A 23,179-nucleotide genomic window follows, 5' to 3' on the forward strand; every position below is an offset into this window, starting at 1 on the left:
TTCCTAAATTAGAAATTTATGAATAACTACAGAGGCTCTCTCCGGTTATATGTACTGACTCACATAAGCGGAGAAAACCCTACAAGGTATGGAAAGTCACTTAACTTGGTGTCCAATATTGATGGTGTAGATCACCTTTCCGGCAGCCAGGTAATAACGCCTTGTTTAAAGCTTGGGCGCTGAATAATGGCATTTTTCCATTTGTCTAGGTTCGGATAGTTTTCAAATGGGTACTTAGCTGCTTTAAGAATTACCAATTGAGGAACCCAGGTAATATCTGCCAGAGAGAAACTATCGCCTGCCAACCAGTCATTGTCTTTCAGACGGTCATCCATTTTCTTGAAGCAATCATCGATAATTTTTGTTGCGTTAGCCAAATCTTCCTCAGTAAAACCTTCATTGGAGTTAAAGCGTTCATGGAACTCAAGCAGGGCAAGGTCATAGGTTTGTTTTTTACGGTAGTCCGACATCTGCTCGGGCGTTTTTTTCATTTTGCCGCTCGGTTGACCTAGGTTGCCATACATGTAGGTTTTTATTGAAAGGTGGTTATCTCTGGCTAAATACATCCAGAAATACATTTGTTGTTCATCTTGCTTTGAATCAGGGCGTAGTGAACCCGGCGAATATTTTTTATCAAGATAGTCAATAATATCTGCGGAATCGATAATAACAACACCGTCATCAACCAACGTCGGGACAACGCCATTAGGGTTAATACCGAAATACTCGTCAGTCAGGTTTTCACCCTTCATCAGATTTAACAGGTGGCTTGCCCAGTCTAGACCTTTTTCTTCTAGAGCTATACGGACACGCATTGCGCAATTGGACATGTTTGCATGGTAAAGGTGCAACCCTTTAAAGCTCTCAACACTCTTATTAGTTGATTTGATAATTCCCATATTTATGCCTCTCAGGTGTTAGTTTAAGAAAATGTCGACTAATTGCCTTTCATGGTTTTCTTCAGGTTCACCATAAAGTCTTTGAAGTGAGGCATAAAATCAGTCAGTAGAGGGTGTTTTCTGTTCTGCATCATAACTGGGCCAAGAAGCCGCAATGCAACACCCACTTTAGTTGCATCCTGTTCATCTAGTCCACTACCTCGCTTAAGATTTTCAACAATAGTGAACATGTCCTCGCGGTCTTCTACTTCAAACTGCAGTGTTCTTAGGGTTTCTCCATTGGCTGAACCTGCATCTTCAACCGTTACGCGATAAACGTTGCCTTTCTTAAGTGGTGATTTCATCGTTAGCTCCGCTCTTGATATCTCATTGAATCAAATTAACAAAATAAACTACACTCTCTGTGGTTGATTTTATTACCTATATTTTGCGCTAGATTTACAGAGTGATAACTACTTCGTTTAATGGTAATCGTGCTTTAGGGAGGCCGTAATTAAAGTCACTACCTTGTTGGTGATAACCAAGAGCAAGTACAGTTTCACACACATATCCGTCCAACTCTGCTTTAAATATTTCACCAATCATTTCAGAATCCACACCTTCCATCGGGGTAGAATCAATCCCCAACCGGGCAAGTGTATGGAGCCCGTTTCCCAGAGCCAGATAAGTCTGTGCTTTTGTCCATTGAGCATTGACGCCATTCTGGTCCGCTGTTATTTCAGCAAAATACATACCCTTTTTTAGCATCTCGTCATACATGGCTTCAGGAAGGTGGCCTGAGGTTACTTCTGCATCGACGACCTTTTTGTAAGCTTCTTTATCGAAGCGAGGGTTGTAAGCAAATAAAATAGAGTGTGAAGCTGCTTTAGCATGCTGCTGATTGTTCTGGAACTTATTTGCGAAAGTATCATGCAAGCGCTGTTTAGCCTCATCGCTTTCGATCACGATAAACTTCCATGGCTGTGAATTAACAGAGGAAGCTGACAGGTGCAGCGCTTCTTTGATCACAGCTATATCCTCAGCCGAGATTGTCTTGGTTGCATCGTACTTCTTGGTTGAATAGCGACGGTTAAGATCCTGAATAATTGGATGAGTCATTTTGGTTCTCCGGTTTAGAAACAGATGAATGATTAAAGGATTTCTTGCAGCTGAATGTAGATATACTGATACTTCAATGTTCTATCTAATTGTTTCTCTGTGTTCTTTTTTAGCGTTTTCATGTGTCGTTCTTCTAGCAACAGCCCGCTGTTGTCTCTGATGTAGACCGTTGTAGATGCTAGGTAATATGAGCTTCCATTGTTATCTAAGGAAGTGCTTTCGTATTCATAGTTCTCTTCTATAAGGTTGTTGCGGGCATCATATACGAACTCACGGGTTCCATTGTTTGTATTTTTCAACTTACCGTCTACAAAGTACCCACCGGAAAATGATTCTTCAGTCATGTTATTTTGGCTGTTATATGTATACAAACTCCGGCCTTTGTGAGTGCCGGTTACACCAGTTCTTGATATGTTATTACTGAATTGTTTGTTTCCATGTGTGTCATAGCTGTATGTATAGCTTTCTATTTTCTCATTGTTTTTATCAATGTAATGGGCTAATAACAGCCCATTTTCACTATATTCTAAAAAACGCTCACTCTCGCCACCATTCGTGTATTCGTCCAATTCCTTTATTTTTTGACCATTGTTATTGTATTCGTAAGTAACAGTATTCTGCAGGCTGGTGTTATTTATTGTGGTTTTCTTTACCAATTGACGGTCACTATTATATTTAAGGCGATAGGTGTAAGTTTCACCAAAACCTAGAGAGTCTCTCTGGATAAGAAGCTTCCCTTTGTCATTGTAGATAAAGTCTTGCTGACGCAATTGATAGCGCTTGGATTTGGTGTACTGGTAGGAAACCTTAGAAACAAGAGGGAATGTTCTTTCTAGTAATTGTTTCTTATATTTTCTCTCTGGAAATTGGACGATGTATGCCCTGGCATCGTCCAATGACTCTATCTGACTATAAAAATTGTCTTCACAATTGACCGTAGTTTTTATCTCAGCACAACCGAGCTGTGCAACAACAGTAAAGCTGATAAAAAGTAGTTTTTTCATACGTTAAGACTGTCTGATCTGTAGATGATGGCTTATGGTTGAAAACAGTGCTAAACAATGTTTATCGCTCTGCACTGTAAGTCGTTAGCTTTGTATAGTATTTAGGGAGCTTGTACGATTAAGGGTTCAGAATCGCAAACTGCATAAACATCATCTTAAAGTTCTCTTCCGCATTCAGACTCGCATTACGTACTTTTGGGGCCCAACGCTCAATAAATTTCTGAGCGGCCATGTCTGCAGCCAAATCGATACCTTCACGGTAGTTCCACCATTCAGAGCCGTCCTTGTAACGTCGATGAGCTTCTTTCATCGTTGCGTGGAATGCTTCAGACTCCATAACACCATGCATGATGTCTTGCATATCTTTAATAAGATCACGGTACTGTTCTAAATCAGCATGTGTCGCGACAATTTTCTCGTGACCCGTGATGATAAACTCAGCGTTAGGGTAATCGTTCAATAGGATTTGTGGCAACTTCCAGGTCATCATTGGATCGGTAGCTTCACCAAAATGAATCCAAGGCGCAGATTTAGCATGGAATGTATCGATAGCAAACAAGATGTTTTGTTTCGGTGCATACACTACGCTGTCATCATGTGAGTGCCAGTTTCTGCTGTAGTTTTTAAACTCGAGACGTAGTCCACCAGTCTCAAGAATATAATCATCATCCCAAACAACATTAGGCATTGGACGAAGAGCCGCTCTCTCTGCCGGTAAGTCTTCGTGAGCGATTTTTAAGAACTCTTCAGTTTCTTTTTGTGCAATGATTTTTACATTTTTTGCAAGCAAATCAGATTTAAGGAAAAGATGCATACCTTCAGCATGATCACGGTGGTGGTGAGAGTAGATTACATGTGTAATTTTCTTATCCGTAAGTCGTGGAATCAGGTCTAATACGAAAGGAGTCAGTTCCGGACGCGCGTCGTATACTACGACACCAACATCGGTAATGAAGAATACCATGCTGTCAAATTCATTGTGAATATAGTAAGCATTGTTCGCAACTTTATAGTAGTTATAACCACGTTCTGGAATTGAAGTGTAAACGTAGTTTACGTCAGTATATTTAGCTTTTACTTTTTCTACGTCAAAATCTTTTTCTGCATTATACGTATCAGCGGCATAAGCAGCACCTGATGCAGAAAGTACTAATAGTATTGAATATAGAATGCCTTTAAACATAATAATTAATCTTCTTGTTGATTAAAGTTAACTAACTAAAATAGCTTAGTATTTTAGTGCTGATTAACTATCTATCTTAATATCTTAGGGCTCCCAAATATTGAGATAGATAGCACTGAATTATTGAGCTTTACTATAGATAAGCTTGTCTACAGAGTATTTTCCGGCACCATTCACCAGGATGAATATATAAGCTACAAGTAGTGCTCCTTGATACTCGTAGCCGCCTACGCGAACATCGAATCCGTTTGGCCATCCAAGTAGAACAAAAGCAACTGTCAGTGAGATACAGTTTGCAAATGCTCCAAGACGGGTGAAGCAGCCCAGCAGAACGGCGATACCACCAAGTGTTTCGCCAAGAGATGCTATTACTGCCATTGGGTAGGCAGGTTCCACTCCAATTTTGCTGAAGAACATAGCTGTGCCGTCGAGGTTAAACAACTTTCCCTGACCGTGCCATGTCATAACCGCACCCATGTAAAGCCTCAGTAATAGCTCATGGTACTGAAGCTCGTTAGGTTTTGTGATTAACTGCAATATTTTTTTCATAACTAAAACCTTTACTTAATTTCCACTGTCTGGTCAGAGATTTTTACTGAAAAATCAAAACTGCCTTCGTTTAGTGTCCATTTGCGCAGTTTATATGCTCTTACACCACGAGCGTGGAAAGGGTCAGCGTCAGCAATTGCTTTAGCTTCTTCAAATGATTTTGCTCGGATGATGATCATGCCTGATGTGGGGTGCTCTTTTTCGCTTTCTTCAGCAATAGGGCCAGCACCAAACATAATGCCTTTCTCTTCAAGCATTACCTGATAGTTCAGGTGGTCACTTACTGTATTTATGAACTCTTCTTGAGTACCAACAAGTGTGGTCTCATAGACGTAAAGATCCATCGCAAGAAAGTCAGCGATGCGCTCTCTTTGTTCTCTTGTAAAAGGGTTGGCTGAAGCGGTTCCTACCACTACTATAGAAATGATCAGGCAAAGCCATGTTGTTAGTTTTTTCACTCTTTACTCCTTACTTTGTTATCTGAACGAATTATAAAGACGCGAAGAAAGAAAAAAAAATGAAAATAAATTGTACAACACCATAACCATTAGTTATGGTGTTGATTATGACAAGAGAACAATTAAGAATACTGATCGCCGTAGTTGAAACTGGAACTTTCAGTCGAGCGGCAGAGCGTGTATACAAAAGCCAAGCCGCCATCAGTAAGGCCATAAAAGGGTTGGAAGAAGAGCTGGAAATTCAACTCTTTTCTCGTAATTCTTACCGTCCGGAATTATCATCGGAAGGAAAGGTTCTTTACAGGAAAGCACTTGAGGTTATTGCTCAGTTTGATCAGTTCGAGGAAATGGCCAAAGAATTATCTTTGGGAGTAGAGCCAGAACTAAGTATTGTGGTTAGTGCTCTTTGCCCTCTTCCGAGAATACTAGACATCATAAAAGCCCTGTCGGATAAGTACCCCCAGACCCGTATTAACCTTTCGATTAATACTTTGGGGCGCGTTTTGGAAGAACTGAAGTCCGGAGATGCTGATATAGCAATAACACCCTTGGAAGGGACTGAACCTACTCTGGAAAGCGCTTATCTTTACGATATCAAAATGCTTATAGTAACCAGTCAAAAACTTAAACTTTCTACTTTTAATAAATGCTCTATAGAGCAATTGAGAAGCGACAATCAGATAGTTGTGAAAAATGATCATCACCATGAACTCGACCGATCCGATGACGTTCTGCGTACTGGACGTAGGTGGGATGTCAATAACCTGTTTAGCAAAAAGGAAGTAATTCTGGCGGGATTGGGTTGGGGACAGCTCCCTGAACATTTAGTCACTGAAGAACTTCAGGACGGTCGTTTAATTCCGTTGAAAATAGAAAACTTTTCAATGCAGGAAGACCCCAGAGTACACGTTGTCAGAAAACAACAGACCAAATTAGGACCTGTTACACAGGAGTTATGGGACTCTATTCAGCTGCAATGAATTTGAAAAGAAATTTCGTCGATTTACTGTCTTGGATATTCAAAGTTCATTAACGACATTGGAGTGACTGTAACCTACCGAAATTTGAACAGCCTAATACGTTAAGGGCAAAAACCAGGCTGAATTGCTATGGGTCAGAAGCGACTTATATCTTTCTTTGAAACTGTATAACAATGCAGGTAGCGTTTGTCGGTTAGATATGTCGATTCTGTACAAAAATTGGAGGTTTCGTTCGACTAACAATCAGTACCTTCTGAAAGTAACAATGCGTCTTCTAATTCAACACCAAGATAGTGGATTGTATTACCTACCTTTGTATGTCCCAATAAAAGCCGCACCGCTCGAATGTTTTTCGTTTTTGCATAGACTAATGTAGATTTGGTTCACCTCATCGAATGAGTACCATATAGATTAGGATCCAACCCAAGGTTTGATGCCCATTTTCTGACTAGGTATCGATAGTGCGAATAGCTAATTGGTTGTGCTGCTTCCGTCTTTGGCTTGGGAAAAGAAAATCGTTGGCGTTTAGCGAAGCAATTAAATTCATTTCATTAGACCTTGTTGAGTTCTTGACGTTATTTCAAATTGAACTTCAATGTTTGTTTTTCGCTGGATATGCTTAACACGGTTAAATATTCTGTCTTGCGAAGATACATTGCAAAGCCTGAGCGAGAGCAAGTCACTCGATCTAAGTTTGCTATCAATAGCTAAGATAAGTAGCGCAAGTTGCATCAAACTATTTTCAGTCTCTAGTCTGGTTCTGATCCGCCAAATGAAAATTCAATGTGGATGAGTTAGAACCCTATCGACTATCTTGATTTAATGCTGCGGTAAGCTACGTCAGTGAGGTAGTCGTTTAATCGATACGATGCCGCAACAGCTTCTTCTGAATCTGTATGGCAAACGGCACGAAGTACGTTGGAATGTAAAGAAGACGCCTGTTTAAGGTCAGAGGTGTCATTTTTAAAAGCAAACCAAAAACGACGAGAAAGCCCTTGCAATGGAGCCATAGCTAACTGCAAATACTCATTTTGAGCTGCTTTAACCAACACTTTATGAATTTTTTTTAGAAGTATTGAATACTCTAACTCATCACCATTCTCAGCACATACTTCTAACGCCGATGCTAATTCTTGCATTTCTTGTTTTTCATCTACCGACGCTCTAGAGGATGCGTACTTAACACATAGCGCTTCAATATCTCGACGAACTTCTAAAATTTTAAGTTGGCTTTCTATAGATATAAGTGGAACCTGAATACCACGTCTGGCATGTATCTCTACCATTCTTTCATATGAGAGCCGTTGCAACGCCTCTCTCACTGGTGTTCTTCCTAACTCCAAACTTTCAGCTAATTGCTTCTCACTCACCATACTTCCCGGTTCTAATTCTCGGAAAATAATCATCCTTTCCAATTCGTTATATGCCATGTCCGTTTTATTAATCTGATTATCATTCATTTTTATCATATATACCTGACTAATGATTTAGTGAGCGAACTCACGAATTAAGATATCAATATTGTACCATAAATAAATTCAGAGTAAATTTAAGAAATACCACTGATATATCAGTAACACACCAATAGTCTATCAAAGAGGTTTTCATGAAAGATTGGAAAATTGTTCAGAGATTTGAAGAACAACCAGACCTCCCTGTGCTTGCTTCCATTGAAGTATTAGTCATAGGCGGTGGAGCAGCAGGCGTAGCCGCTGCTGTAACCGCTGGTCAATCAGGCAAATCTACGTGGATGATTGAGAAATACGGTTTTTGTGGGGGTGCTGCCGTAGCAGGTTTATCAGGGACTATCTGCGGTATGTATAAAGCAACAGATAATCGTAAAGCCTTACCCGAACAAGTAGTCTTTGGATTTACGGAAAAATTCCGTAAATCGCTAAGAATAAAAGGTGGTGTAACTGGTCCGCAAATCTATGGCAAAACCTATACGGTCACCCACGATCCTTTGATTTGGAGAGAAGTTGCAGACGATATGCTTGAAGAAGCTGGAGTAACGCCTCTTTTCCATACAGCCGTAATTGGCGTCATCATGGATGGCGATACCTTTAAAGGTGTCGTTATTGAATCTAACGCAGGTCAAAGTGTCATCATGGCAAAAATGATCGTTGATGCATCTGGTGATGCAGCTCTTATTGCTCGCGCTGGTATGGATTATTACTTTGGCGATGAAGGTAAAATTCAAAATCCGACCATGTTTTTCCGCATAGGTGGCATTGATATTGAGAAATATCTAGACTACTACGGGAATGACACCATCTGTCCACCAAAGGTTACAGATAAAATCTTATCTGCTAACCAATCCGACGAATATGACCTTCCCCGCCATAAAATTTGGATTTTCCCTACAACAAGACCCAATGAATTAATGGTCAATGCTACTCGCTTAGCGGGACAAGATGGACGCGTATTAAACGTTATCGACCCAGCAGATTTTACTGAGGCTGAAATATTTGGTCGTCGACAAGTACGTAGCTATACCAAATTCCTCAAGAACTTTGTACCTGGATGTGAAGATGCTTTTGTTGTTGATACTGGTGTTGAAGTTGGTATTCGCCAAACTCGTTCCATTGTTGGTGTCGAAACACTCACTAACGACGATGTAATTAATTGTCGTAAACGCTCTGACAGTATTTGTCGAACACCATGGCCAATCGAACTTCATTCAGGAACTAAACCTAAGCTGCATTGGTTACTTGATGATTACTACGATGTGCCATTCAACACACTCGTTCCCATTGTAGGTGAAAACATCATTGTCGCCGGGCGCTGCTTAAGTGCTGAACACGAAGCATTAGCATCCGCAAGAGTTACCGCGCAATGTTTTGAGTATGGACACGCGGCTGGAGTGGCCGTAGTAAAAGCACTCAACGAACAGAAACGAATCCGAGATTTAAACGGCGAAGAAATTGGCATTATCATGAAAGAAAATGGTAGTGCGTTGTAAGGAGAAATTATGAAAGATACAAAGATTAAACGAATAGAGCTTTATGCAGTTGCTGATCGCGACGCTCCACCGATTCCATGGGCAGATAACCAAGAGCCCTTACTTTATACCAATAATATTGTTCGCATCATTACTGAAGATGGAACCGAAGGTGTTGGCGCAACAATCAGTTATACAGAAAATGATTTTGACCGATGCATAATAGAAGCAATGAGAACTATTGTTCCTGGTTTAATTGGCAAAAACCCGCTAATGACTGAAGAGCTGAGTGCATGGTTAGGCGCACGCTGTTCTTGGGGTGGGCTACCAGCTAAATCACCAATTGATATCGCTGCCTGGGATATTAAAGCAAAGAAAGCAAACATGCCTCTTTATATGCTACTTGGTGGTGCTCGCAGCAAAATGCGCTCTTACGCTTCTTCACCAATGTTTGACACCGTTGAAGAGTATTTTCCGTATGTAGAAAACTGTATTGAACAAGGTTTCACCGCTATAAAGTTACATTGTTACTGTGTTTTCAAAAAAGATGTTGCTTTGGTAAACGCTATTCAAGAACGATACGGCGATACGGATATGCGCTTTATGTTGGATACAGCAACCTTCTACACTCCAGCAGAAGCCATGAAAATGGCCAAACTAATGGAAAGTTATGATTGGGAGTGGCTTGAAGCCCCAGTCTCCGACTACGACTACAAAACATACCAACGCTTAGTTGACAAGACCGACTTAGAAATTTCCAGTCATGGCAACTGCTTACTGACACTACAAGAAGTAACTTATGCTTTAGGCAATGGTTTTTGGTCAGATGTTCGACAAGATGCGACTGTTTGCGGTGGCATAACTCAACTAAACAAATGCTTTGCTATTGCTGAAGGACATTCCAAAAACCTGGAAATACAGAGTATGGGATACACCATTACTCAGGCAGCAAATCTACATGTGGCACTAGCACACTACAATTGCAAATTCTTCGAGCAATTCTATCCCTATGAGAGCTTTGAGTTAGGTTCCAATACTCAAATCCGTACAGATAAAGACGGCTTTGTTCACGCACCAGAAGGCAATGGACTTGGTGTGGAGATGGATTGGGAAATCGTAAAAGAAGCATCAATTGCTCATTATGTATTTGAATAATCAAATAATATTGATATGAAATTGTCACTCCTGCGTATTTTTATAGCGGGAGTGCAAAGGAGTCCTTTATGGAAAATAGTAATATAGGTAATTTTGACCGCACTACGATATTAATTTCTTTGATATTAATAAGTGCGCTGTCTGTGTTCTTTTTAACTGATACTGAGCGGGCTATCGCCATTGCTGGTAATATTTTTACCATGGTCGCATATAACCTTGGGACACCAATCTTATGGTTTGGTTTTGCAATGGTAATCATCTCTGTTTATCTAGTGTCCAGTAAATACGGTAATATTCGTATGGGCGACGGGAAACCCGAGTATTCCAATTTCTCCTACATCACCATGATGGCATTAGCCGGTGTTGGTTCAGGTACCGTATACTGGGCCTTTCTGGAGTGGTCTTATTATATTAAGACACCACCGTTTGCTATTGAAGCTGGCTCAGTGCTAGCACATGAGTGGGCTGTGACTTACTCTCTGCACCATTGGGGCATTACCGCTTGGGCGCTTTATGCTATCAGTGCTGTGCCGATCATGTATTCGTACTATGTACGTAAAAATCCATCGCTAAAGATCAGTGAAATCGTTCAAAGCATGATCAAAAACGACACCGTAGGTAAAGTTGTTGGTCGTGTTATTGACATCACTTACCCTATTGCGCTGGTATTCGGTCTTATCATTGTATTGGCTCTGGGCGTTCCTATAGTGTCTGCTGCTTTTGCTCAGCTAACCGGTTTGCAAGATAATCTAGCACTAAAGCTTGGTATGCTAGGGATTGTAGCTGCACTTCTTATCGTTAGCTCGTTTGTTGGTATAGAAAAAGGCATGAAAAACATCTCAAGCTCTGGTACCTATTTCCTGATTGCGCTGATTCTTTACATTCTGGTCTTTGGACCAACGATGTTTATTCTAGAAAACACCAGTACCTCAATCAGTATGTGGGCATCTAACTTCATCCACATGAGCTTGTACACTGATGCTATCAATCAAGATAAGTTTCCGCAGAACTGGACTGCTTACTTTTGGGCATACTGGATGATCTTTATCCCTTTGATGTGTATCTTTATTACTAAAGTATCGAAAGGTCGTACGCTGCGTGAAGTGATTGTTTGTATGGTAGGCGGTGGTACTGTGGGCACAACTATTCTGTTCTCGATTGTTGGTTCGTTCATGATGAAAACCCAAATTGACAAGAAGGTAGACATCAGCCAGATGGTATCTGATGGTCAAGCAAGCCAGTCTATCGTAGAAGCTCTTAACACTTTGCCCTTCTCTTCTCTACTTCTGGTCGTGTTTATTATATCCACTTTCTTGTTGTTGGTAACAACTTTGGACGGCTCTGTATTTACAGTTGCTTGCCAAACTCAACGTGTACTGGATAAAGATAAAAACCCAGCAAGACTGTTAAAAATCTTTTGGTGTCTAGTGATTATTGCGATTCCAGCGGTATTTATTATTGTAAATGCACCAGTTGGCTCAATGCAGTCAGCGATATTGATTTTTGCTGCTCCGTTACTTGTATTAGTAAGTTACATGTTATTTAAGACATTCAAATACATGCGTGAAGATTACGGTCATCTTACTGCATCGGAAATTAAAGCGATGCATAGATTAACCGATACTTCAGCTGCTGATATTATCCCAGAGGTTGACTGTGAAGAGCTACCAGTAGTAGCTACAACTAACTAAACCGGATACCGGCAGCAAGGTTAAGAGCCAAAGTTTCATAATACCTTCTATGCAGCTTTGGCTTTTCCATTTTGGGCAAAAAAACATATTTACTATCCAATATGCCAACCCCATGTCAGTTGGGCATCGCATATCTATGGAGCCACAGTGGTCCTACTGATGTCTTGGATAAATAGGAACGCGCCAAAAGGGCGCACTCCTAAATCTAAACAATATTAAAAGGATAGCTATTTTAACTATTTCTACATGTAGCTCGGTTGTGGACAAAAGCTTGTTAAGAAACCAAGAGAACCAAGATGACTCGAATAACCTTTGCAGCTACAAAGTATTCGAATCACCTACAAAATAACGATCAATTTCACTCATCCGCTACGCCTTTCACTACCAACATCTGAATAAGATTTTTGGAGTTAAGACGGAACAACCAATTTGTCTACAATGTAGCAATCTATATTGGTAGTGGCAGCAATACGTATGAGCTTTGCATCCCGATATTCAATGTCATTATCCCACGCTAATGCCGCTTCTCGACTTGGGAACTGAATGATCACTTTCATTTGTAAGCATCGACCAGACAGTGTTTGATCTTCATTTGTCGCAACTAAAATCTCACCACCATGCTTTGCAACAGTGTTGGCAGTGACATGATTTAAACCCGGATTGTATTGAGCATACAGTTCTTCATCCGCAATATCATAATTAACCACATAATAAACCGTCATTATCGTCTCCAATCAGCCTGCTATTTGAGTAACAAAGTTCATGTACTGGTTCATATCACCCACCACGGCTCTCTCCATCAACGCCCCAGTCACTTTTGAGTAAGGTTGATTAAAGTGAATATCCCAAACATCCGATTCTTTTCTCCAGTGTTCGTACACGGCTAATGTGTCATTACTGCCATTAACGGTGAACAAATCAAACAACAAATTACCTGCCTCGGTACGAGTGTGTTGTATATGTTCCTCGAACTGAGCGATTAGCGCTTCACGGTGCTCCGTTTCTAGTTTGAAAATGAAAAAAATATTAAATTCCTCATCATCTTTATCTGCTTGTTTTAGTGCAACAGGGGCAGGGGCTGTTTCACCAAGGTTCAAAACCATCACAGGCTCAACCAAAGCAGTTTCTGTTAATTTGATGAGTTTTTGAGTGTGTGACTGTTGTAAGTGTGAATCCAAAGCCTCTTGATCTACCCAACGGTCGTAGGCAAAAAACAGATTGGCATCTTGGTTATCAACATAGACTCGCATCTCCACATTGCCAGCTTCCTGGCTACTTGCCAGTTGGTTCTCCAATAGCGCATGTTGAAATTCGTCTTTGTGATCAGGCTTTACTGTGAACTTTACAATTTGATTGATCATGGTTTTACACCCTATTCGGTTTTTAATTTTAACTTCAATGAGTTATACGAAAACTAAACCGTTACAATAACTTTACCAACGGTTCTGCCAGTTTCGACAGCGGTGTGCGCCTGAGCTAAATCTTTAAACTCAAAAATTTGCGATACGTGCGGTTTTATCGAGTCGTTAGCGAGCATTTCAGCAACCTTTGAGGCATCTTCACCGTTAGATTGAACAAGAAGCGGAGTAATCACTAAATTTGATTCAAACGCAGTTTTTTGCATACTATCTGAAGGTTCTCGAATCGTAATTGAAACGAGTTGACCACCAGAACGCAGCACTTGTAGTGATTTTTCTGCATTTTCTGGACTCACTGTGTCAAAAGCTAAATCAATGTCATGAAGTACTTTTTCAAAGTCTTGCTCACGATAATCAATGTGCTCATCTGCACCAAGCGACATCACAAATTTTTTATTTCGAACCGAACTTGTCGAATAAACAAAAGCGCCCATTTGTTTAGCCATCTGAACGGCAAAGTGACCCACGCCGCCAGATCCAGCATGAATAAGAACTTTATCACCTTGGCTTACCCGACCGTTTAATGCCTGATAGGCCGTCATGGCTGCAAGTGTGGTTGCTGCTGCATCGATAAAATTAACGCCTTCAGGCATTAATGCGAGGTGTGATTCTGGAGAGGCAACATACTCTGCATACGCTTTACCATCTCCCGGGAAGTTCACCATGCCAAATACGTTATCGCCAACTTTGAAATTAGTGACGTTTGCACCGGATTCAATTACTGTGCCCGCAATGTCCCACCCCAAGATGATTGGACGCTCTTCGCCATACAAATCAAGTAACGCTTCTTCTGCATACTTCACTTTGGTATCTGCAGGGTTAATGCTGATGGCTCGAGTTTCTACTAGTACCTCATTGTCTCTAATTGTTGGCTTTTCTACATCGTGCAACTGTAGGTTTTCAATACCGCCTGCATGGTAAGTAATAATTGCTTTCATTGGTTGGTCTCCATTGGTGAACTCGTAAACGATTATATATGTGCCATTATTTGGTATCATCTAGCGAATTAGGGAAAGACTATCCTTAAATTTGGGACTAACAGAAAGGCGAATTAAGTGAATTTTGATCTGAAAACCTTAGCGTTATACTTACGGGTTGTAGAAATAGGAAAAATTGGACGTGCTGGCGAAGAATTTGGACTTTCAACGACTAATGCCAGTCAAAGAATTCAGCAATTAGAAGCTGAGCTGGGCGTAAAACTGTTCCATCGTTCAACAAGAACCATCACATTGACTCATGATGGTGAAATGTTTTTACCTCATGCAAGACGTATTGTTGACGATGTTGAAGAAGTGGCAAATGTCTTCAAAGGTGCTGAAAGCAATGTTCAAGGTCGATTAAAGGTGGCTGTATCAGCTTCATATGGTCGCCACTACATTGTTCCCTTTATCCCTGAGTTACTAGAGTTGTATCCTAACCTTGAGTTGGAAATTGACTTTAACGACAAAACCGAGGATTTGATCGAGCATGGTTACGACTTAGCCTTTCGTATAGGTAACTTATCTTCAAGTAACCTGTTAGCGAGGCGCTTGGCTGATAATCCAATTGCACTAGTTGCTTCACCAAACTATATTGAAAAATATGGCGTGCCTGAAAGCCCTGAAGATTTGCTTAAGCATCGATGCTTACCCTTAGGTCACGCTGTAGATTGGGCGTTTATGAGTGCAGAGGGGAAAGTACAAAAGGTATCTGTAGCAAATCCAATTTCCTTAAACTTGGGGGATGCGATCAGTGATCTGGTGGAATCTGGTATGGGGATTGGTATGGCTTCCTACTGGCATGCAGGACCTTCGTTAAAATCTGGCCGAGTGGTTCAAATCCTTCCTGATTATAAGCTTTTGAATGACACAAAAATTTGGGCTGTACGGCCACCTGGCAGAATCTTACCCGCTAGAGTTAAGGTATTTTTAGACTTTATTGAAAAAAAAGTCATAGATACCAATAAAGTGAGATACGAGGATTTACTAATGTAATTTGGCTCTTATCTAGAGCACACCATGACTATTTTCTGAGGCTCATTAAAATGCAAATGAGCCAGCGCAGATCTCGCTGACTCAGAGTTGAACAATTCCGTGTCAGGGTATTTTCTAAATTAGCATTTATCGGATTATCTAGGGTATTGCAAAAGCTCTTAACTGGTGGCCTAAATCACTCATCCACTACACTCAGCATGTTGTTTCTACAATCTGAACAATAAAGAAAGATGTGACTGTCAGTTGCCTATACTACTGTGAAAACCTCTTCCATTCGCAAACGTGACTTGGGTAGGCCGTAATTGTAATCTTCACGAACAGAGTGATAACCCATCGCCAGTGCAACATCACAAATATAACCATCCAACTCATCAGTAAAGGCTTCACCGACCAACTTAGAATCAATGCCTTCCATCGGTGTAGAATCAATACCTAATCGTGCTAAGACATGTAAGGCATTCCCTAATGCGATATAAACCTGTGCCCTTGTCCAGTTTTCATTAGAGCCATTTTCATCTCTGTGAAGGTCAGCAAAGTGGAAAGCTCCGCTCAGCGTGGCTTCATATTTTTCTTCGTTTAAACGACCCAGCTCTACATTGATGTCCAGTATTTTTTTGTAGTTTTCTTTTTGATAATTCGGATTGTGGGCAAAGAGAATTACATGTGACGCCTCTTTTGAATGAGGACGATTTGGTTGATACTTGTTTGCAAATGTTTCATCCAAGCGGTTTTTTGCCTCATCACTCTTAATTAGCACAAACTTCCAGGGCTGCGAGTTGATAGACGAAGCCGTCAGGCGAATAGCCTCCTTGATTATCTCTATGTTTTTTTCTGAAATACGTTCACTTGGATCATACTTCTTTGTTGTATAACGATTATTTAAATCTTGAATGATTGGGTGAGTCACTGGTGTCCCTTTTTTCTATTAACTGATTTTTTTAAGAATTTGTCTAAGCGCGAAGCCAAACCTTTCAGGGCTGTCCTCTTGTACAAAATGGCTCGCATCGGGTACAAGTTGTACATTCGCTTTAGGGAAGTGAGAACGCCATTTTGCTATCGCCTTAGGTGTTCCATGATTAAAGTCTTTCTCACCAAAAATAAACTCAACTGGTTTTTCTGCCAGCCTGTGTAATCTACTCTCAATATCTCCTAACCATTCAGATACCAAAGTAATCTGTTGAGGGAAAATTGCAGTTCCTATTCTGGATTCAGGGGTCGGGAAGGCCATTGTATAAGCGTCGATAACTGCTTTGTTATTCCGTGACTTCTCGTTGATATTTGCCAGCATAAGGTTGGCAACAAAAAAATTTTCGTCAAGCACCCGTTGTTCCATTTCTGGTGTTCTGAAGAGCATAGAGAATGTTTCAATACCGCCATCCACTTTCCAGGCCCAGGTATTCGAAATAACCACACCCAAGATATTCTCAGGATGGTTAGTTGCCACATTTAACCCGGTTGGTCCGCCCCAGTCCTGAACAACCAGAATAAACTTATCTAACTTTAGATGGTCGAAAATAAGTGATTCAATCCATTCAGAATGTTCCTGAGGTGTAAAGCTAAAGTCAGGAGGTGTGTCAGAAAAACCAAAACCAGGCAGGTCATATGCAATAACTCGAGCGTCTTTAGACAAATCTTTGATAATGTTTCTGTTCAGGAAAGACCAGTCAGGGTTACCGTGAGTCAGGATAATAGGAATGCCTTCACCTTCGTCTACGTAGTGCATAGAGACACCATCACGTTCATACCAATGGCTCTTAAATGGGTATTCTTCTTTATTTACCACAAATGGACGCTGTTTTGTGTTCGTCATATCAGCGTTATTTAATATGGGATCAGGGTTCACTTTGTAAAATATTGGCTGCACTCCTTCAGCGGCAATGATTTTTTTCAATGCTTCTATAGACATACTTTTCTCCAGATTGAGTCATTACTATCAGGCTCCCCAGTACATTAGGTGGAAACAGAGTTTTATTGACAATAAAACCATATACTGCATCTTATCAGCAAAATACAAGCTCATTGATTCTTATTAATCAATAGTAAATTGAAAATATCTCTCTATTTCAATGTACCTGCCTACGCGATAATGCCCATAAACCGGCCATATCCGGCTTAATATCTACTCATTTACGGAGTTAAAACATGCGCTCAGCAATTTCATCTGCTTTTATCGGACTTTCTCTACTGTTAGCTAATACAGCTCAAGCAGCCTCATTAGTCGCGCAATGGGAGCAAACCGCCTTTTCACAGCCAGAATCAGTCTACGTCTCCCCCGAGCATCAATGGCTATACGTTTCGAATGTCAATGGTCAGGAGACGGGCTTTATCAGTAAGTTATCCAAAAACGGGGATATCGAAAAGTTGAAGTGGGTTGATGGATTAGGCATGCCAACAGGTATGGGAATGTTTAAAAATAATCTTTATGTCGTAGATGGAACTCAGGTGCATATCATTGACGTAGAAAGCGGAAATATAATAAAAAGTTTAAAAGCAACTGACGCTATCATGCTTAATGACCTGACCGTTAGCGATAAAGGGCAGGTATTTGTAGGCGACATTGCTGCTGGGAAAATCTACACCATTGTTGACGATGAGTTAGTCGTCTGGCTGGAAGATAATAACCTTCCTCATCCAAACGGCTTGCTCGCACAAGGTGATACACTGATCGCGGCCAATCTAGCAAGTAAACTGGCACAGCAGTTTAAACCTGATGAGTATGGGTCAGTATACAAAATAAATATCGCTGATAAATCCTTACAGATCATCAGTTCCAGTTATCGACTTGGTGGTTTGGATGGTGTGACAGAGTTAAATGGTACACTGGTTATCAGCCATTTCCCTGCGGGTGAGATTTATCAGATTACAGATAAAGAACGTACACTGTTAGGCACAGTAGATATCAGTGCTGCGGATATTAGTGTTGATGATAGTACGGACACCTTGTTTATTCCGTTTTTGTTCAAGGGCAAAGTTGCTTCTTATAAGATCATTAATGACTGAGCGGGTTAAATATGAGAAGACGTGATGTATTAAAAGTAACTGTAGCTACCGCTGTGGGCGCAGCAGCAACATTAACCAATGGTTCTGTATTGGCTCAGTCACAGCCAGGAGAAAGCTCTAGTACAAAGTTCAAGAATATTATTGTTACCAGAGAAAAAGGCATCCTTATACTGCGTATCAATAAACTGCCTCGTAATGAGGTGTCACAAATAACCTTGAATGAACTCAATATTGAAAAATGACCAGTTTGCATTTGATCGTATAGTGGTGACGGAAGAAGCACACGAGGCACTACAACGCTTTATTGCTAAACAAAAAGAATAAGAAGTTTTATTTTAAACCGATGAATAAAATGCATTAGAATCTAAACTCTGATGCATTTTTTGTTTGCCTATTGGAAAATTTATGGATATCGCTACTCGACTCGACTTATTTCTGGATATTGTTTATCAGGGTTCTTTTGCTAAAGCAGCCGAGCTCAGGCACATGGATCGCGCAGTAGTCACTAAGCAGTTCAAAGTACTGGAAGATACATTAGGCGTCAGGTTACTAAACCGAACGACACGATCTTTATCTTTGACCGATGCAGGGCGAGAGATTTTAGAGCAAGCTAAAGTGGTAAGAAGTGAAATAAGTAAAACTCAGCGTTTAGCCGCTTCATTTCACACGGAGCCCAGAGGTCTGTTACGGATAACCAGTTATGTTTCTTTCGGAAATCTCTATCTTCAGAAAGCGATCAATCTTTTTATGAGAAAATATCCAAAAACCTATATTGAGCTTTCGCTGGATGATCGGTTAACGGATATCGTCGGAGAAAAGTTTGATATCGCTTTTCGGCTGGATTCCCCTAAAGACTCGACGAACGTAGCAAAGAAGCTTGCCTCAACTAAGCTGGTCATTCTTGCCTCTCCAGAGTTTATTAAAGAGCATGGAGCTCCTCAGACGCTCAAGGAGCTTGTTTCCTTACCTGCAATCACCTACTCCAATGGCTCCTTTACCTTCGATAAACTGGAGATGTTCGCCCCAAGGGAAAGCAAAACAGAAAAATACAGTATTAATGGGCGATTTAAAGCAAACAACGTAGATTCCCTCATAAGTGCCACACAGGCTGGACTGGGGTATTCGGTCGCGGATCTTGCAATACTGAAATCAAATATAAAAGAGCTTAATCTGGTTCCTATCCTGCAACATTATCGGTTCCCTGACGGCTTTGGATCACTCCATGCCGTCTACCCTCATAGAAATCAGACTCCACTGATTAAAAAGTTTATCGAAACGGTGCAAGAAGTGATTGGTACTCCGCCCGTTTGGGAGAACTATGTTGACGATTACTCGTCTATGTATAAGTAGCTATAAATGTGATCTAAACCAGTAGTTTTGGACACCGCGTTAAGTGAGTACAATCACTAACGAGGTGAAACATGACAAATAAAAAGAAACGTATTCTCTATTCCCCTCAATTTAAAGCCGAAGCTCTGAAGCGAGCAGAGAAAGTAGGTGAAGCTGCCACCGCTAAGCTGCTCTCACTACCTGAATCTCAAATCTATGGTTGGCGTAAAGCGGCGACAAAAGACACCAGTTCTAGTCAAAAAGAAAAAGATCTCGCCGTTGAAGTAGCTAAACTTAAACGGCGACTAGCCGAACAAGCTGAAGAGCTAGATATCGAAAAAAAGGGGGTACATTGAGTGCTTGAACCCACAGCCACCTACATCACGAAAAATCTAAAGTAAATTGCTACGGATTTATGCTAGAGAACATGCTGGAATTTAGTATTTATCGCATAGCCAAGGTATTCTTGGTTTCCCGAAGTGGGTCTTATTATTGGGTCAATCATCGCCATAAAGACAGTTTGCGTAGACAAGAACGACACGCAAATTTCAATGCACAACGGACAGCAACCATAAAATGCGAGTTGCTCCGAACTTACTTGCTCAGGATTTTACAGCAGATGCTATGCGTCAAGCGGTCTTCGAATACATTGAGGTTGATTATAATCGAACGAGAAGGCACAGTGCTTTTGGGTATTTAAGCCCAATTAACTCTGAACAAAAAAAATCGCAAATAAAGCTTAGGACACTTTATGACTTTTAAAAGGACAGGTTATGGTTTTTTTTGGACACGATATGGTTTCAGCGACAACAAGATGGGTGGAAGCCCCAGCCACATCCCGGCACACAAGTCACTCGCCCTGGCTGCTTCCTTCCGGATCTGACCAATTAAACAAGGTATTGTTGCGGGAGGACCAGGGCCTCCATAGATTCTGTTTCGTTAGTACGGTGACTAGCGAGTGCGAAGGATTATCGGCTATCTATAATTGCATTGCAAGTCATCTGTTTCGTAATTTTAGCCTTTGTTGATTAAGTGGCTATTTATTGCTCATCCAGACCTCTTACATGGCTATTTTACAGCGCACCTTTGTCTTTAAGCGCTTGAATCACTTGTTCTTCACCACAAACTTGCACACTGATAATCCCTAAAGATGCGGCCGCCTCTATATTTTGTCGGTTATCATCCAAAAAAAGGACTTTATTAGGGGCAACTTCTAACACATCAAGCACATGCTCAAAGGCCGCCCGTTCTGGCTTGGCTTTGTACATGTGGTGAGAGACAAAAATAGTATCGAAATACTCTGCTATACCAAACTCTTCAATCAATCTTGGGAAATGCAGTTCATTGGTATTACTTAACACCGCAAGATGGTAACGACCCCGTAATTTGGTTAGCGTCTGAGGCATACTTGGAAATATACCCGTTGGCCATGCAGTAAAAGCCTCCATGATCTCTTCAATACTCTGATCTAATTCGAATTGCTGTTTAAACTGGGTCGTAAACTCGACAGCGGATATCTGCCCTTTTTCGAATTGTTGACCAAATTCGGAGATAAACCATGTCTCGATTGGCATCGTATTTTCAGCTTTCAACCAACACCTAGGTATCGGCGAATCACCTAAACCAACGACAACTCTTCCTAAATCAAATAGAATGACTTCAAACATAGAACACCTATTCACCGTATAAGATAAAACTGTATCAGTATGGATCAATTTCTAGCACAAATCTTTGTTGTCATTCACCAAATCCCATCAGGGAAGGTCTCGACCTATGGTGAAATTGCAAAAATGGCGGGTTACCCCGGTTACGCTCGACATGTTGGTAAAGCACTTTCGAACCTACCGAAAGGCTCAACGCTACCTTGGTTTAGAGTAATCAACAGCGCAGGTAAAATATCATTAAAAGGTGACAGTTTTGCGAGGCAGAAAGAACATCTTGAAAAAGATGGTGTGCAAGTGAGTGAATTGGGTAGGGTTAGCCTTAAAACGTATAAGTGGCAGCTCTAAGCTGCCACTGAATATGAACCAGTAACGATTAGCGAACCGCAACCAAATTCAAGTCTACCTGTTTGGTTTGAGACTCATCGGTAATGACTTGGTATGCGGTATCCGTAGTGAACCGCAAAGTGTCATTTACATGTATCGTTGCTCGAACGCTATACCTATGTTTGACTTCAATCTTATTCGCGTCATAGCTCAATTCAAAATCAAATGGGACTTGAGTTCCATCGGTGGTAAATATTTGCTGAGCCAGTTTTTTTGCTGCGACATCCATTAAGGACACATCTTCCAATGTCACAGTCACCACTGCATTCGGTGGCAATGCCACTCTTTGTCGGTAGCTGATATTGCCTTTGATTGATTCCATCATGACTTCTTTTTGTTCCGGCGCTTGTTTCGTCGACTCACAACCCACCAGCATAAAACCCATTACTATTGATAAAACCAAAATTAGTGTCTTTTTCATAAAGCCTCTTTATAGTTAGCTACTTGCTAGCAAGTATAAGAATAACCTAAAATAAAATCCTGTTAATCGCATATAATTAACAAAACAATGACGGAGATGATATGAGTAAGCCTCTCAACGAGCTGTTAGAACTTTTGCAGTTAGAACAATTAGAAAATGAATTATTCAGAGGCCAAAGCGAAAACTTAGGCTTACCGCAGGTATACGGGGGACAGGTCATCGGTCAGGCTCTATCAGCTGCACGGTATACAGTGGCAAATGATCGAAAGGTACACTCCTTTCATAGCTACTTTCTTTTGCCCGGCAATCCCGATAAACCAATTATCTATGACGTAGAAAATCTACGGGACGGAAAAAGCTTAAGCACTAGACGTGTAAAGGCGATACAGAATGGCCGTCCGATTTTTTATCTAACCGCTTCTTATCATGGCGATGCAGAGGGATTCGAACACCAAAACAGCATGCCTGATATACCCGGTCCAGAAAATTTCGTGTCAGAAACAGAGCTTGCCAATCAGATTGCCGATTTTCTACCAGAAAAAATCAAGCAAATTTTCTGTGGGGAAAAGCCTATCGAGGTTCGCCCCGTGACGGTGATTAATCCGCTAAAACCTGTTAAGGCCGAACCCAAACAGTATCTATGGATAAAGGCCAACGGCAGTGTGCCAGATGATCAACTCATTCATCAGTACCTTCTTGCGTATGCTTCCGACTGGGGCTTTCTTGTTACTGCCATGCACCCTCACAAGACCACATTGATGACACCCAACTTTCAGGTGGCGACGATTGACCATTCCATGTGGTTTCATCGACCTTTTAAGATGGACGAGTGGCTGCTTTTCTCTATTGAAAGCCCGACCGCAAGCAACGCTCGTGGACTCGTTCGCGGTGAAATATACAACCAACAAGGTCACCTGGTCGCATCCGCGATTCAAGAAGGTGTCATGAGATTTACCAAATAATTTGAATTGAAGATAAGTACATTGATAAACACAAGCATTCGCGACGATACTCGCGAGTGCTCTTTTCCTC

At 41.0% G+C, this 23,179-nt stretch carries 25 protein-coding genes, 1 other RNA gene and 2 pseudogenes; 11 read left to right on the forward strand and 17 right to left on the reverse strand.

Going from position 1 to position 23,179, the window contains the following annotated elements; genetic code table 11:
- Positions 1–131: 131 nt before the first annotated feature.
- The 7 genes from AACW90_RS04115 to AACW90_RS04145 all read right to left on the reverse strand — a co-directional run bounded on the left by AACW90_RS04115 (position 132) and on the right by AACW90_RS04145 (position 5,191).
- Positions 132–899 carry a glutathione S-transferase family protein gene (locus AACW90_RS04115; RefSeq protein WP_390231236.1) on the reverse strand — a complete coding sequence of 256 codons (768 nt, stop codon included), beginning with the start codon at positions 897–899 and terminating at the stop codon, positions 132–134.
- A 38-nt stretch (positions 900–937) separates the two neighbouring features.
- Complete coding sequence (locus AACW90_RS04120) at positions 938–1,243, reverse strand: DUF3861 domain-containing protein (protein WP_390231239.1); 306 nt, start codon at positions 1,241–1,243, stop codon at positions 938–940.
- Positions 1,244–1,337: 94 nt separating this feature from the next.
- A complete protein-coding gene (locus AACW90_RS04125) occupies positions 1,338–1,997 on the reverse strand; it encodes a nitroreductase family protein (RefSeq protein WP_390231242.1) in 660 nt (219 codons plus the stop codon).
- A 32-nt stretch (positions 1,998–2,029) separates the two neighbouring features.
- Positions 2,030–3,001, reverse strand: a complete 972-nt coding sequence (locus tag AACW90_RS04130; RefSeq protein ID WP_390231245.1) for a hypothetical protein — start codon at positions 2,999–3,001, stop codon at positions 2,030–2,032.
- Positions 3,002–3,119: 118 nt separating this feature from the next.
- Complete coding sequence (locus tag AACW90_RS04135) at positions 3,120–4,184, reverse strand: MBL fold metallo-hydrolase (protein ID WP_390231248.1); 1,065 nt, start codon at positions 4,182–4,184, stop codon at positions 3,120–3,122.
- A gap of 120 nt (positions 4,185–4,304) precedes the next feature.
- The gene (locus AACW90_RS04140) at positions 4,305–4,733 is read right to left on the reverse strand and encodes a DoxX family protein (RefSeq protein WP_390231251.1); all 429 of its coding nucleotides are present in this window, start codon (positions 4,731–4,733) and stop codon (positions 4,305–4,307) included.
- A gap of 11 nt (positions 4,734–4,744) precedes the next feature.
- Complete coding sequence (locus tag AACW90_RS04145; protein ID WP_390231254.1) at positions 4,745–5,191, reverse strand: YciI family protein; 447 nt, start codon at positions 5,189–5,191, stop codon at positions 4,745–4,747.
- A gap of 107 nt (positions 5,192–5,298) precedes the next feature.
- On the opposite strand from AACW90_RS04145, the gene AACW90_RS04150 reads away from it, so the two are divergent.
- Positions 5,299–6,171 (forward strand): LysR family transcriptional regulator, encoded by an 873-nt coding sequence (locus AACW90_RS04150; RefSeq protein ID WP_390231257.1) that lies wholly within the window; start codon positions 5,299–5,301, stop codon positions 6,169–6,171.
- Between the two features lie 236 nt (positions 6,172–6,407).
- Here the strand turns inward: AACW90_RS04150 and AACW90_RS04155 are convergent.
- A pseudogene (locus AACW90_RS04155) lies at positions 6,408–6,951 on the reverse strand (tyrosine-type recombinase/integrase).
- Between the two features lie 29 nt (positions 6,952–6,980).
- The gene (locus tag AACW90_RS04160) at positions 6,981–7,640 is read right to left on the reverse strand and encodes a GntR family transcriptional regulator (RefSeq protein ID WP_390231260.1); all 660 of its coding nucleotides are present in this window, start codon (positions 7,638–7,640) and stop codon (positions 6,981–6,983) included.
- 137 nt (positions 7,641–7,777) lie between these two features.
- Here AACW90_RS04160 and AACW90_RS04165 point away from each other — a divergent pair, with 137 nt between their 5' ends.
- The 3 genes from AACW90_RS04165 to AACW90_RS04175 all read left to right on the forward strand — a co-directional run bounded on the left by AACW90_RS04165 (position 7,778) and on the right by AACW90_RS04175 (position 11,958).
- Positions 7,778–9,133: an FAD-dependent oxidoreductase gene (locus tag AACW90_RS04165; protein WP_390231262.1), complete on the forward strand. Its 1,356-nt coding sequence runs from the start codon at positions 7,778–7,780 to the stop codon at positions 9,131–9,133.
- Between the two features lie 9 nt (positions 9,134–9,142).
- Positions 9,143–10,267 (forward strand): mandelate racemase/muconate lactonizing enzyme family protein, encoded by a 1,125-nt coding sequence (locus AACW90_RS04170; protein ID WP_390231265.1) that lies wholly within the window; start codon positions 9,143–9,145, stop codon positions 10,265–10,267.
- 68 nt (positions 10,268–10,335) lie between these two features.
- Positions 10,336–11,958, forward strand: a complete 1,623-nt coding sequence (locus tag AACW90_RS04175) for a BCCT family transporter (RefSeq protein ID WP_390231268.1) — start codon at positions 10,336–10,338, stop codon at positions 11,956–11,958.
- Between the two features lie 410 nt (positions 11,959–12,368).
- On the opposite strand, the gene AACW90_RS04180 is transcribed toward AACW90_RS04175, so the two are convergent.
- Genes AACW90_RS04180 through AACW90_RS04190 form a run of 3 tightly spaced genes read right to left on the reverse strand, consistent with a single transcriptional unit; the run spans position 12,369 to position 14,314 of the window.
- A complete protein-coding gene (locus AACW90_RS04180) occupies positions 12,369–12,680 on the reverse strand; it encodes a DUF1330 domain-containing protein (RefSeq protein WP_390231271.1) in 312 nt (103 codons plus the stop codon).
- A gap of 12 nt (positions 12,681–12,692) precedes the next feature.
- The gene (locus AACW90_RS04185) at positions 12,693–13,319 is read right to left on the reverse strand and encodes a putative quinol monooxygenase (protein WP_390231274.1); all 627 of its coding nucleotides are present in this window, start codon (positions 13,317–13,319) and stop codon (positions 12,693–12,695) included.
- Between the two features lie 53 nt (positions 13,320–13,372).
- Entirely contained in the window at positions 13,373–14,314 is a 942-nt protein-coding gene (locus AACW90_RS04190) for an NADP-dependent oxidoreductase (protein WP_390231277.1), read from the reverse strand.
- Between the two features lie 117 nt (positions 14,315–14,431).
- On the opposite strand from AACW90_RS04190, the gene AACW90_RS04195 reads away from it, so the two are divergent.
- The gene (locus AACW90_RS04195) at positions 14,432–15,349 is read left to right on the forward strand and encodes a LysR family transcriptional regulator (RefSeq protein WP_390231280.1); all 918 of its coding nucleotides are present in this window, start codon (positions 14,432–14,434) and stop codon (positions 15,347–15,349) included.
- Between the two features lie 247 nt (positions 15,350–15,596).
- Here the strand turns inward: AACW90_RS04195 and AACW90_RS04200 are convergent, their stop codons facing one another.
- Complete coding sequence (locus tag AACW90_RS04200) at positions 15,597–16,256, reverse strand: nitroreductase family protein (protein WP_390231283.1); 660 nt, start codon at positions 16,254–16,256, stop codon at positions 15,597–15,599.
- Between the two features lie 18 nt (positions 16,257–16,274).
- Complete coding sequence (locus AACW90_RS04205) at positions 16,275–17,255, reverse strand: alpha/beta fold hydrolase (RefSeq protein ID WP_390231286.1); 981 nt, start codon at positions 17,253–17,255, stop codon at positions 16,275–16,277.
- A 236-nt stretch (positions 17,256–17,491) separates the two neighbouring features.
- On the opposite strand from AACW90_RS04205, the gene AACW90_RS04210 reads away from it, so the two are divergent.
- From AACW90_RS04210 to AACW90_RS04225, 4 genes and pseudogenes are all read left to right on the forward strand, one after another.
- On the forward strand, positions 17,492–18,349 hold the full coding sequence (locus tag AACW90_RS04210) for an SMP-30/gluconolactonase/LRE family protein (protein WP_390231289.1): 858 nt from the start codon (positions 17,492–17,494) through the stop codon (positions 18,347–18,349).
- 11 nt (positions 18,350–18,360) lie between these two features.
- Positions 18,361–18,591 carry a hypothetical protein gene (locus AACW90_RS04215; RefSeq protein WP_390231292.1) on the forward strand — a complete coding sequence of 77 codons (231 nt, stop codon included), beginning with the start codon at positions 18,361–18,363 and terminating at the stop codon, positions 18,589–18,591.
- A 163-nt stretch (positions 18,592–18,754) separates the two neighbouring features.
- Positions 18,755–19,699, forward strand: a complete 945-nt coding sequence (locus AACW90_RS04220; protein WP_390231295.1) for a LysR family transcriptional regulator — start codon at positions 18,755–18,757, stop codon at positions 19,697–19,699.
- Positions 19,700–19,770: 71 nt separating this feature from the next.
- Positions 19,771–20,440 (forward strand): annotated as a pseudogene (locus tag AACW90_RS04225) (transposase).
- A 60-nt stretch (positions 20,441–20,500) separates the two neighbouring features.
- Here AACW90_RS04225 and ffs read toward each other — a convergent pair.
- Both ffs and AACW90_RS04235 read right to left on the reverse strand, forming a co-directional pair.
- Positions 20,501–20,597, reverse strand: an RNA gene (gene ffs, locus AACW90_RS04230) — signal recognition particle sRNA small type.
- Positions 20,598–20,751: 154 nt separating this feature from the next.
- Positions 20,752–21,345, reverse strand: a complete 594-nt coding sequence (locus AACW90_RS04235; protein WP_390231298.1) for an HAD family hydrolase — start codon at positions 21,343–21,345, stop codon at positions 20,752–20,754.
- Positions 21,346–21,384: 39 nt separating this feature from the next.
- Here AACW90_RS04235 and AACW90_RS04240 point away from each other — a divergent pair, with 39 nt between their 5' ends.
- A complete protein-coding gene (locus AACW90_RS04240) occupies positions 21,385–21,687 on the forward strand; it encodes an MGMT family protein (RefSeq protein WP_390231301.1) in 303 nt (100 codons plus the stop codon).
- 28 nt (positions 21,688–21,715) lie between these two features.
- On the opposite strand, the gene AACW90_RS04245 is transcribed toward AACW90_RS04240, so the two are convergent.
- A complete protein-coding gene (locus tag AACW90_RS04245) occupies positions 21,716–22,147 on the reverse strand; it encodes a YbaY family lipoprotein (RefSeq protein WP_390231304.1) in 432 nt (143 codons plus the stop codon).
- A 101-nt stretch (positions 22,148–22,248) separates the two neighbouring features.
- On the opposite strand from AACW90_RS04245, the gene tesB reads away from it, so the two are divergent.
- Positions 22,249–23,109 carry an acyl-CoA thioesterase II gene (gene tesB / locus AACW90_RS04250; RefSeq protein WP_390231306.1) on the forward strand — a complete coding sequence of 287 codons (861 nt, stop codon included), beginning with the start codon at positions 22,249–22,251 and terminating at the stop codon, positions 23,107–23,109.
- The last annotated feature ends 70 nt before the right edge of the window (positions 23,110–23,179 follow it).

The sequence above is a fragment of the Vibrio frigidus genome (assembly GCF_042465995.1).
GTDB lineage: Bacteria > Pseudomonadota > Gammaproteobacteria > Enterobacterales > Vibrionaceae > Vibrio.

What these genes read in the sequence shown, in the direction of transcription:
- AACW90_RS04115 (WP_390231236.1), bottom strand. Translation starts at nt 899, where the DNA reads ATGGGAATTATCAAATCAACTAATAAGAGTGTTGAGAGCTTTAAAGGG.
- AACW90_RS04120 (WP_390231239.1), bottom strand. Translation starts at nt 1,243, where the DNA reads ATGAAATCACCACTTAAGAAAGGCAACGTTTATCGCGTAACGGTTGAA.
- AACW90_RS04125 (WP_390231242.1), bottom strand. Translation starts at nt 1,997, where the DNA reads ATGACTCATCCAATTATTCAGGATCTTAACCGTCGCTATTCAACCAAG.
- AACW90_RS04130 (WP_390231245.1), bottom strand. Translation starts at nt 3,001, where the DNA reads ATGAAAAAACTACTTTTTATCAGCTTTACTGTTGTTGCACAGCTCGGT.
- AACW90_RS04135 (WP_390231248.1), bottom strand. Translation starts at nt 4,184, where the DNA reads ATGTTTAAAGGCATTCTATATTCAATACTATTAGTACTTTCTGCATCA.
- AACW90_RS04140 (WP_390231251.1), bottom strand. Translation starts at nt 4,733, where the DNA reads ATGAAAAAAATATTGCAGTTAATCACAAAACCTAACGAGCTTCAGTAC.
- AACW90_RS04150 (WP_390231257.1), top strand. Translation starts at nt 5,299, where the DNA reads ATGACAAGAGAACAATTAAGAATACTGATCGCCGTAGTTGAAACTGGA.
- AACW90_RS04160 (WP_390231260.1), bottom strand. Translation starts at nt 7,640, where the DNA reads ATGATAAAAATGAATGATAATCAGATTAATAAAACGGACATGGCATAT.
- AACW90_RS04165 (WP_390231262.1), top strand. Translation starts at nt 7,778, where the DNA reads ATGAAAGATTGGAAAATTGTTCAGAGATTTGAAGAACAACCAGACCTC.
- AACW90_RS04170 (WP_390231265.1), top strand. Translation starts at nt 9,143, where the DNA reads ATGAAAGATACAAAGATTAAACGAATAGAGCTTTATGCAGTTGCTGAT.
- AACW90_RS04175 (WP_390231268.1), top strand. Translation starts at nt 10,336, where the DNA reads ATGGAAAATAGTAATATAGGTAATTTTGACCGCACTACGATATTAATT.
- AACW90_RS04180 (WP_390231271.1), bottom strand. Translation starts at nt 12,680, where the DNA reads ATGACGGTTTATTATGTGGTTAATTATGATATTGCGGATGAAGAACTG.
- AACW90_RS04185 (WP_390231274.1), bottom strand. Translation starts at nt 13,319, where the DNA reads ATGATCAATCAAATTGTAAAGTTCACAGTAAAGCCTGATCACAAAGAC.
- AACW90_RS04190 (WP_390231277.1), bottom strand. Translation starts at nt 14,314, where the DNA reads ATGAAAGCAATTATTACTTACCATGCAGGCGGTATTGAAAACCTACAG.
- AACW90_RS04205 (WP_390231286.1), bottom strand. Translation starts at nt 17,255, where the DNA reads ATGTCTATAGAAGCATTGAAAAAAATCATTGCCGCTGAAGGAGTGCAG.
- AACW90_RS04210 (WP_390231289.1), top strand. Translation starts at nt 17,492, where the DNA reads ATGCGCTCAGCAATTTCATCTGCTTTTATCGGACTTTCTCTACTGTTA.
- AACW90_RS04215 (WP_390231292.1), top strand. Translation starts at nt 18,361, where the DNA reads ATGAGAAGACGTGATGTATTAAAAGTAACTGTAGCTACCGCTGTGGGC.
- AACW90_RS04220 (WP_390231295.1), top strand. Translation starts at nt 18,755, where the DNA reads ATGGATATCGCTACTCGACTCGACTTATTTCTGGATATTGTTTATCAG.
- AACW90_RS04235 (WP_390231298.1), bottom strand. Translation starts at nt 21,345, where the DNA reads ATGTTTGAAGTCATTCTATTTGATTTAGGAAGAGTTGTCGTTGGTTTA.
- AACW90_RS04240 (WP_390231301.1), top strand. Translation starts at nt 21,385, where the DNA reads ATGGATCAATTTCTAGCACAAATCTTTGTTGTCATTCACCAAATCCCA.
- AACW90_RS04245 (WP_390231304.1), bottom strand. Translation starts at nt 22,147, where the DNA reads ATGAAAAAGACACTAATTTTGGTTTTATCAATAGTAATGGGTTTTATG.
- tesB (WP_390231306.1), top strand. Translation starts at nt 22,249, where the DNA reads ATGAGTAAGCCTCTCAACGAGCTGTTAGAACTTTTGCAGTTAGAACAA.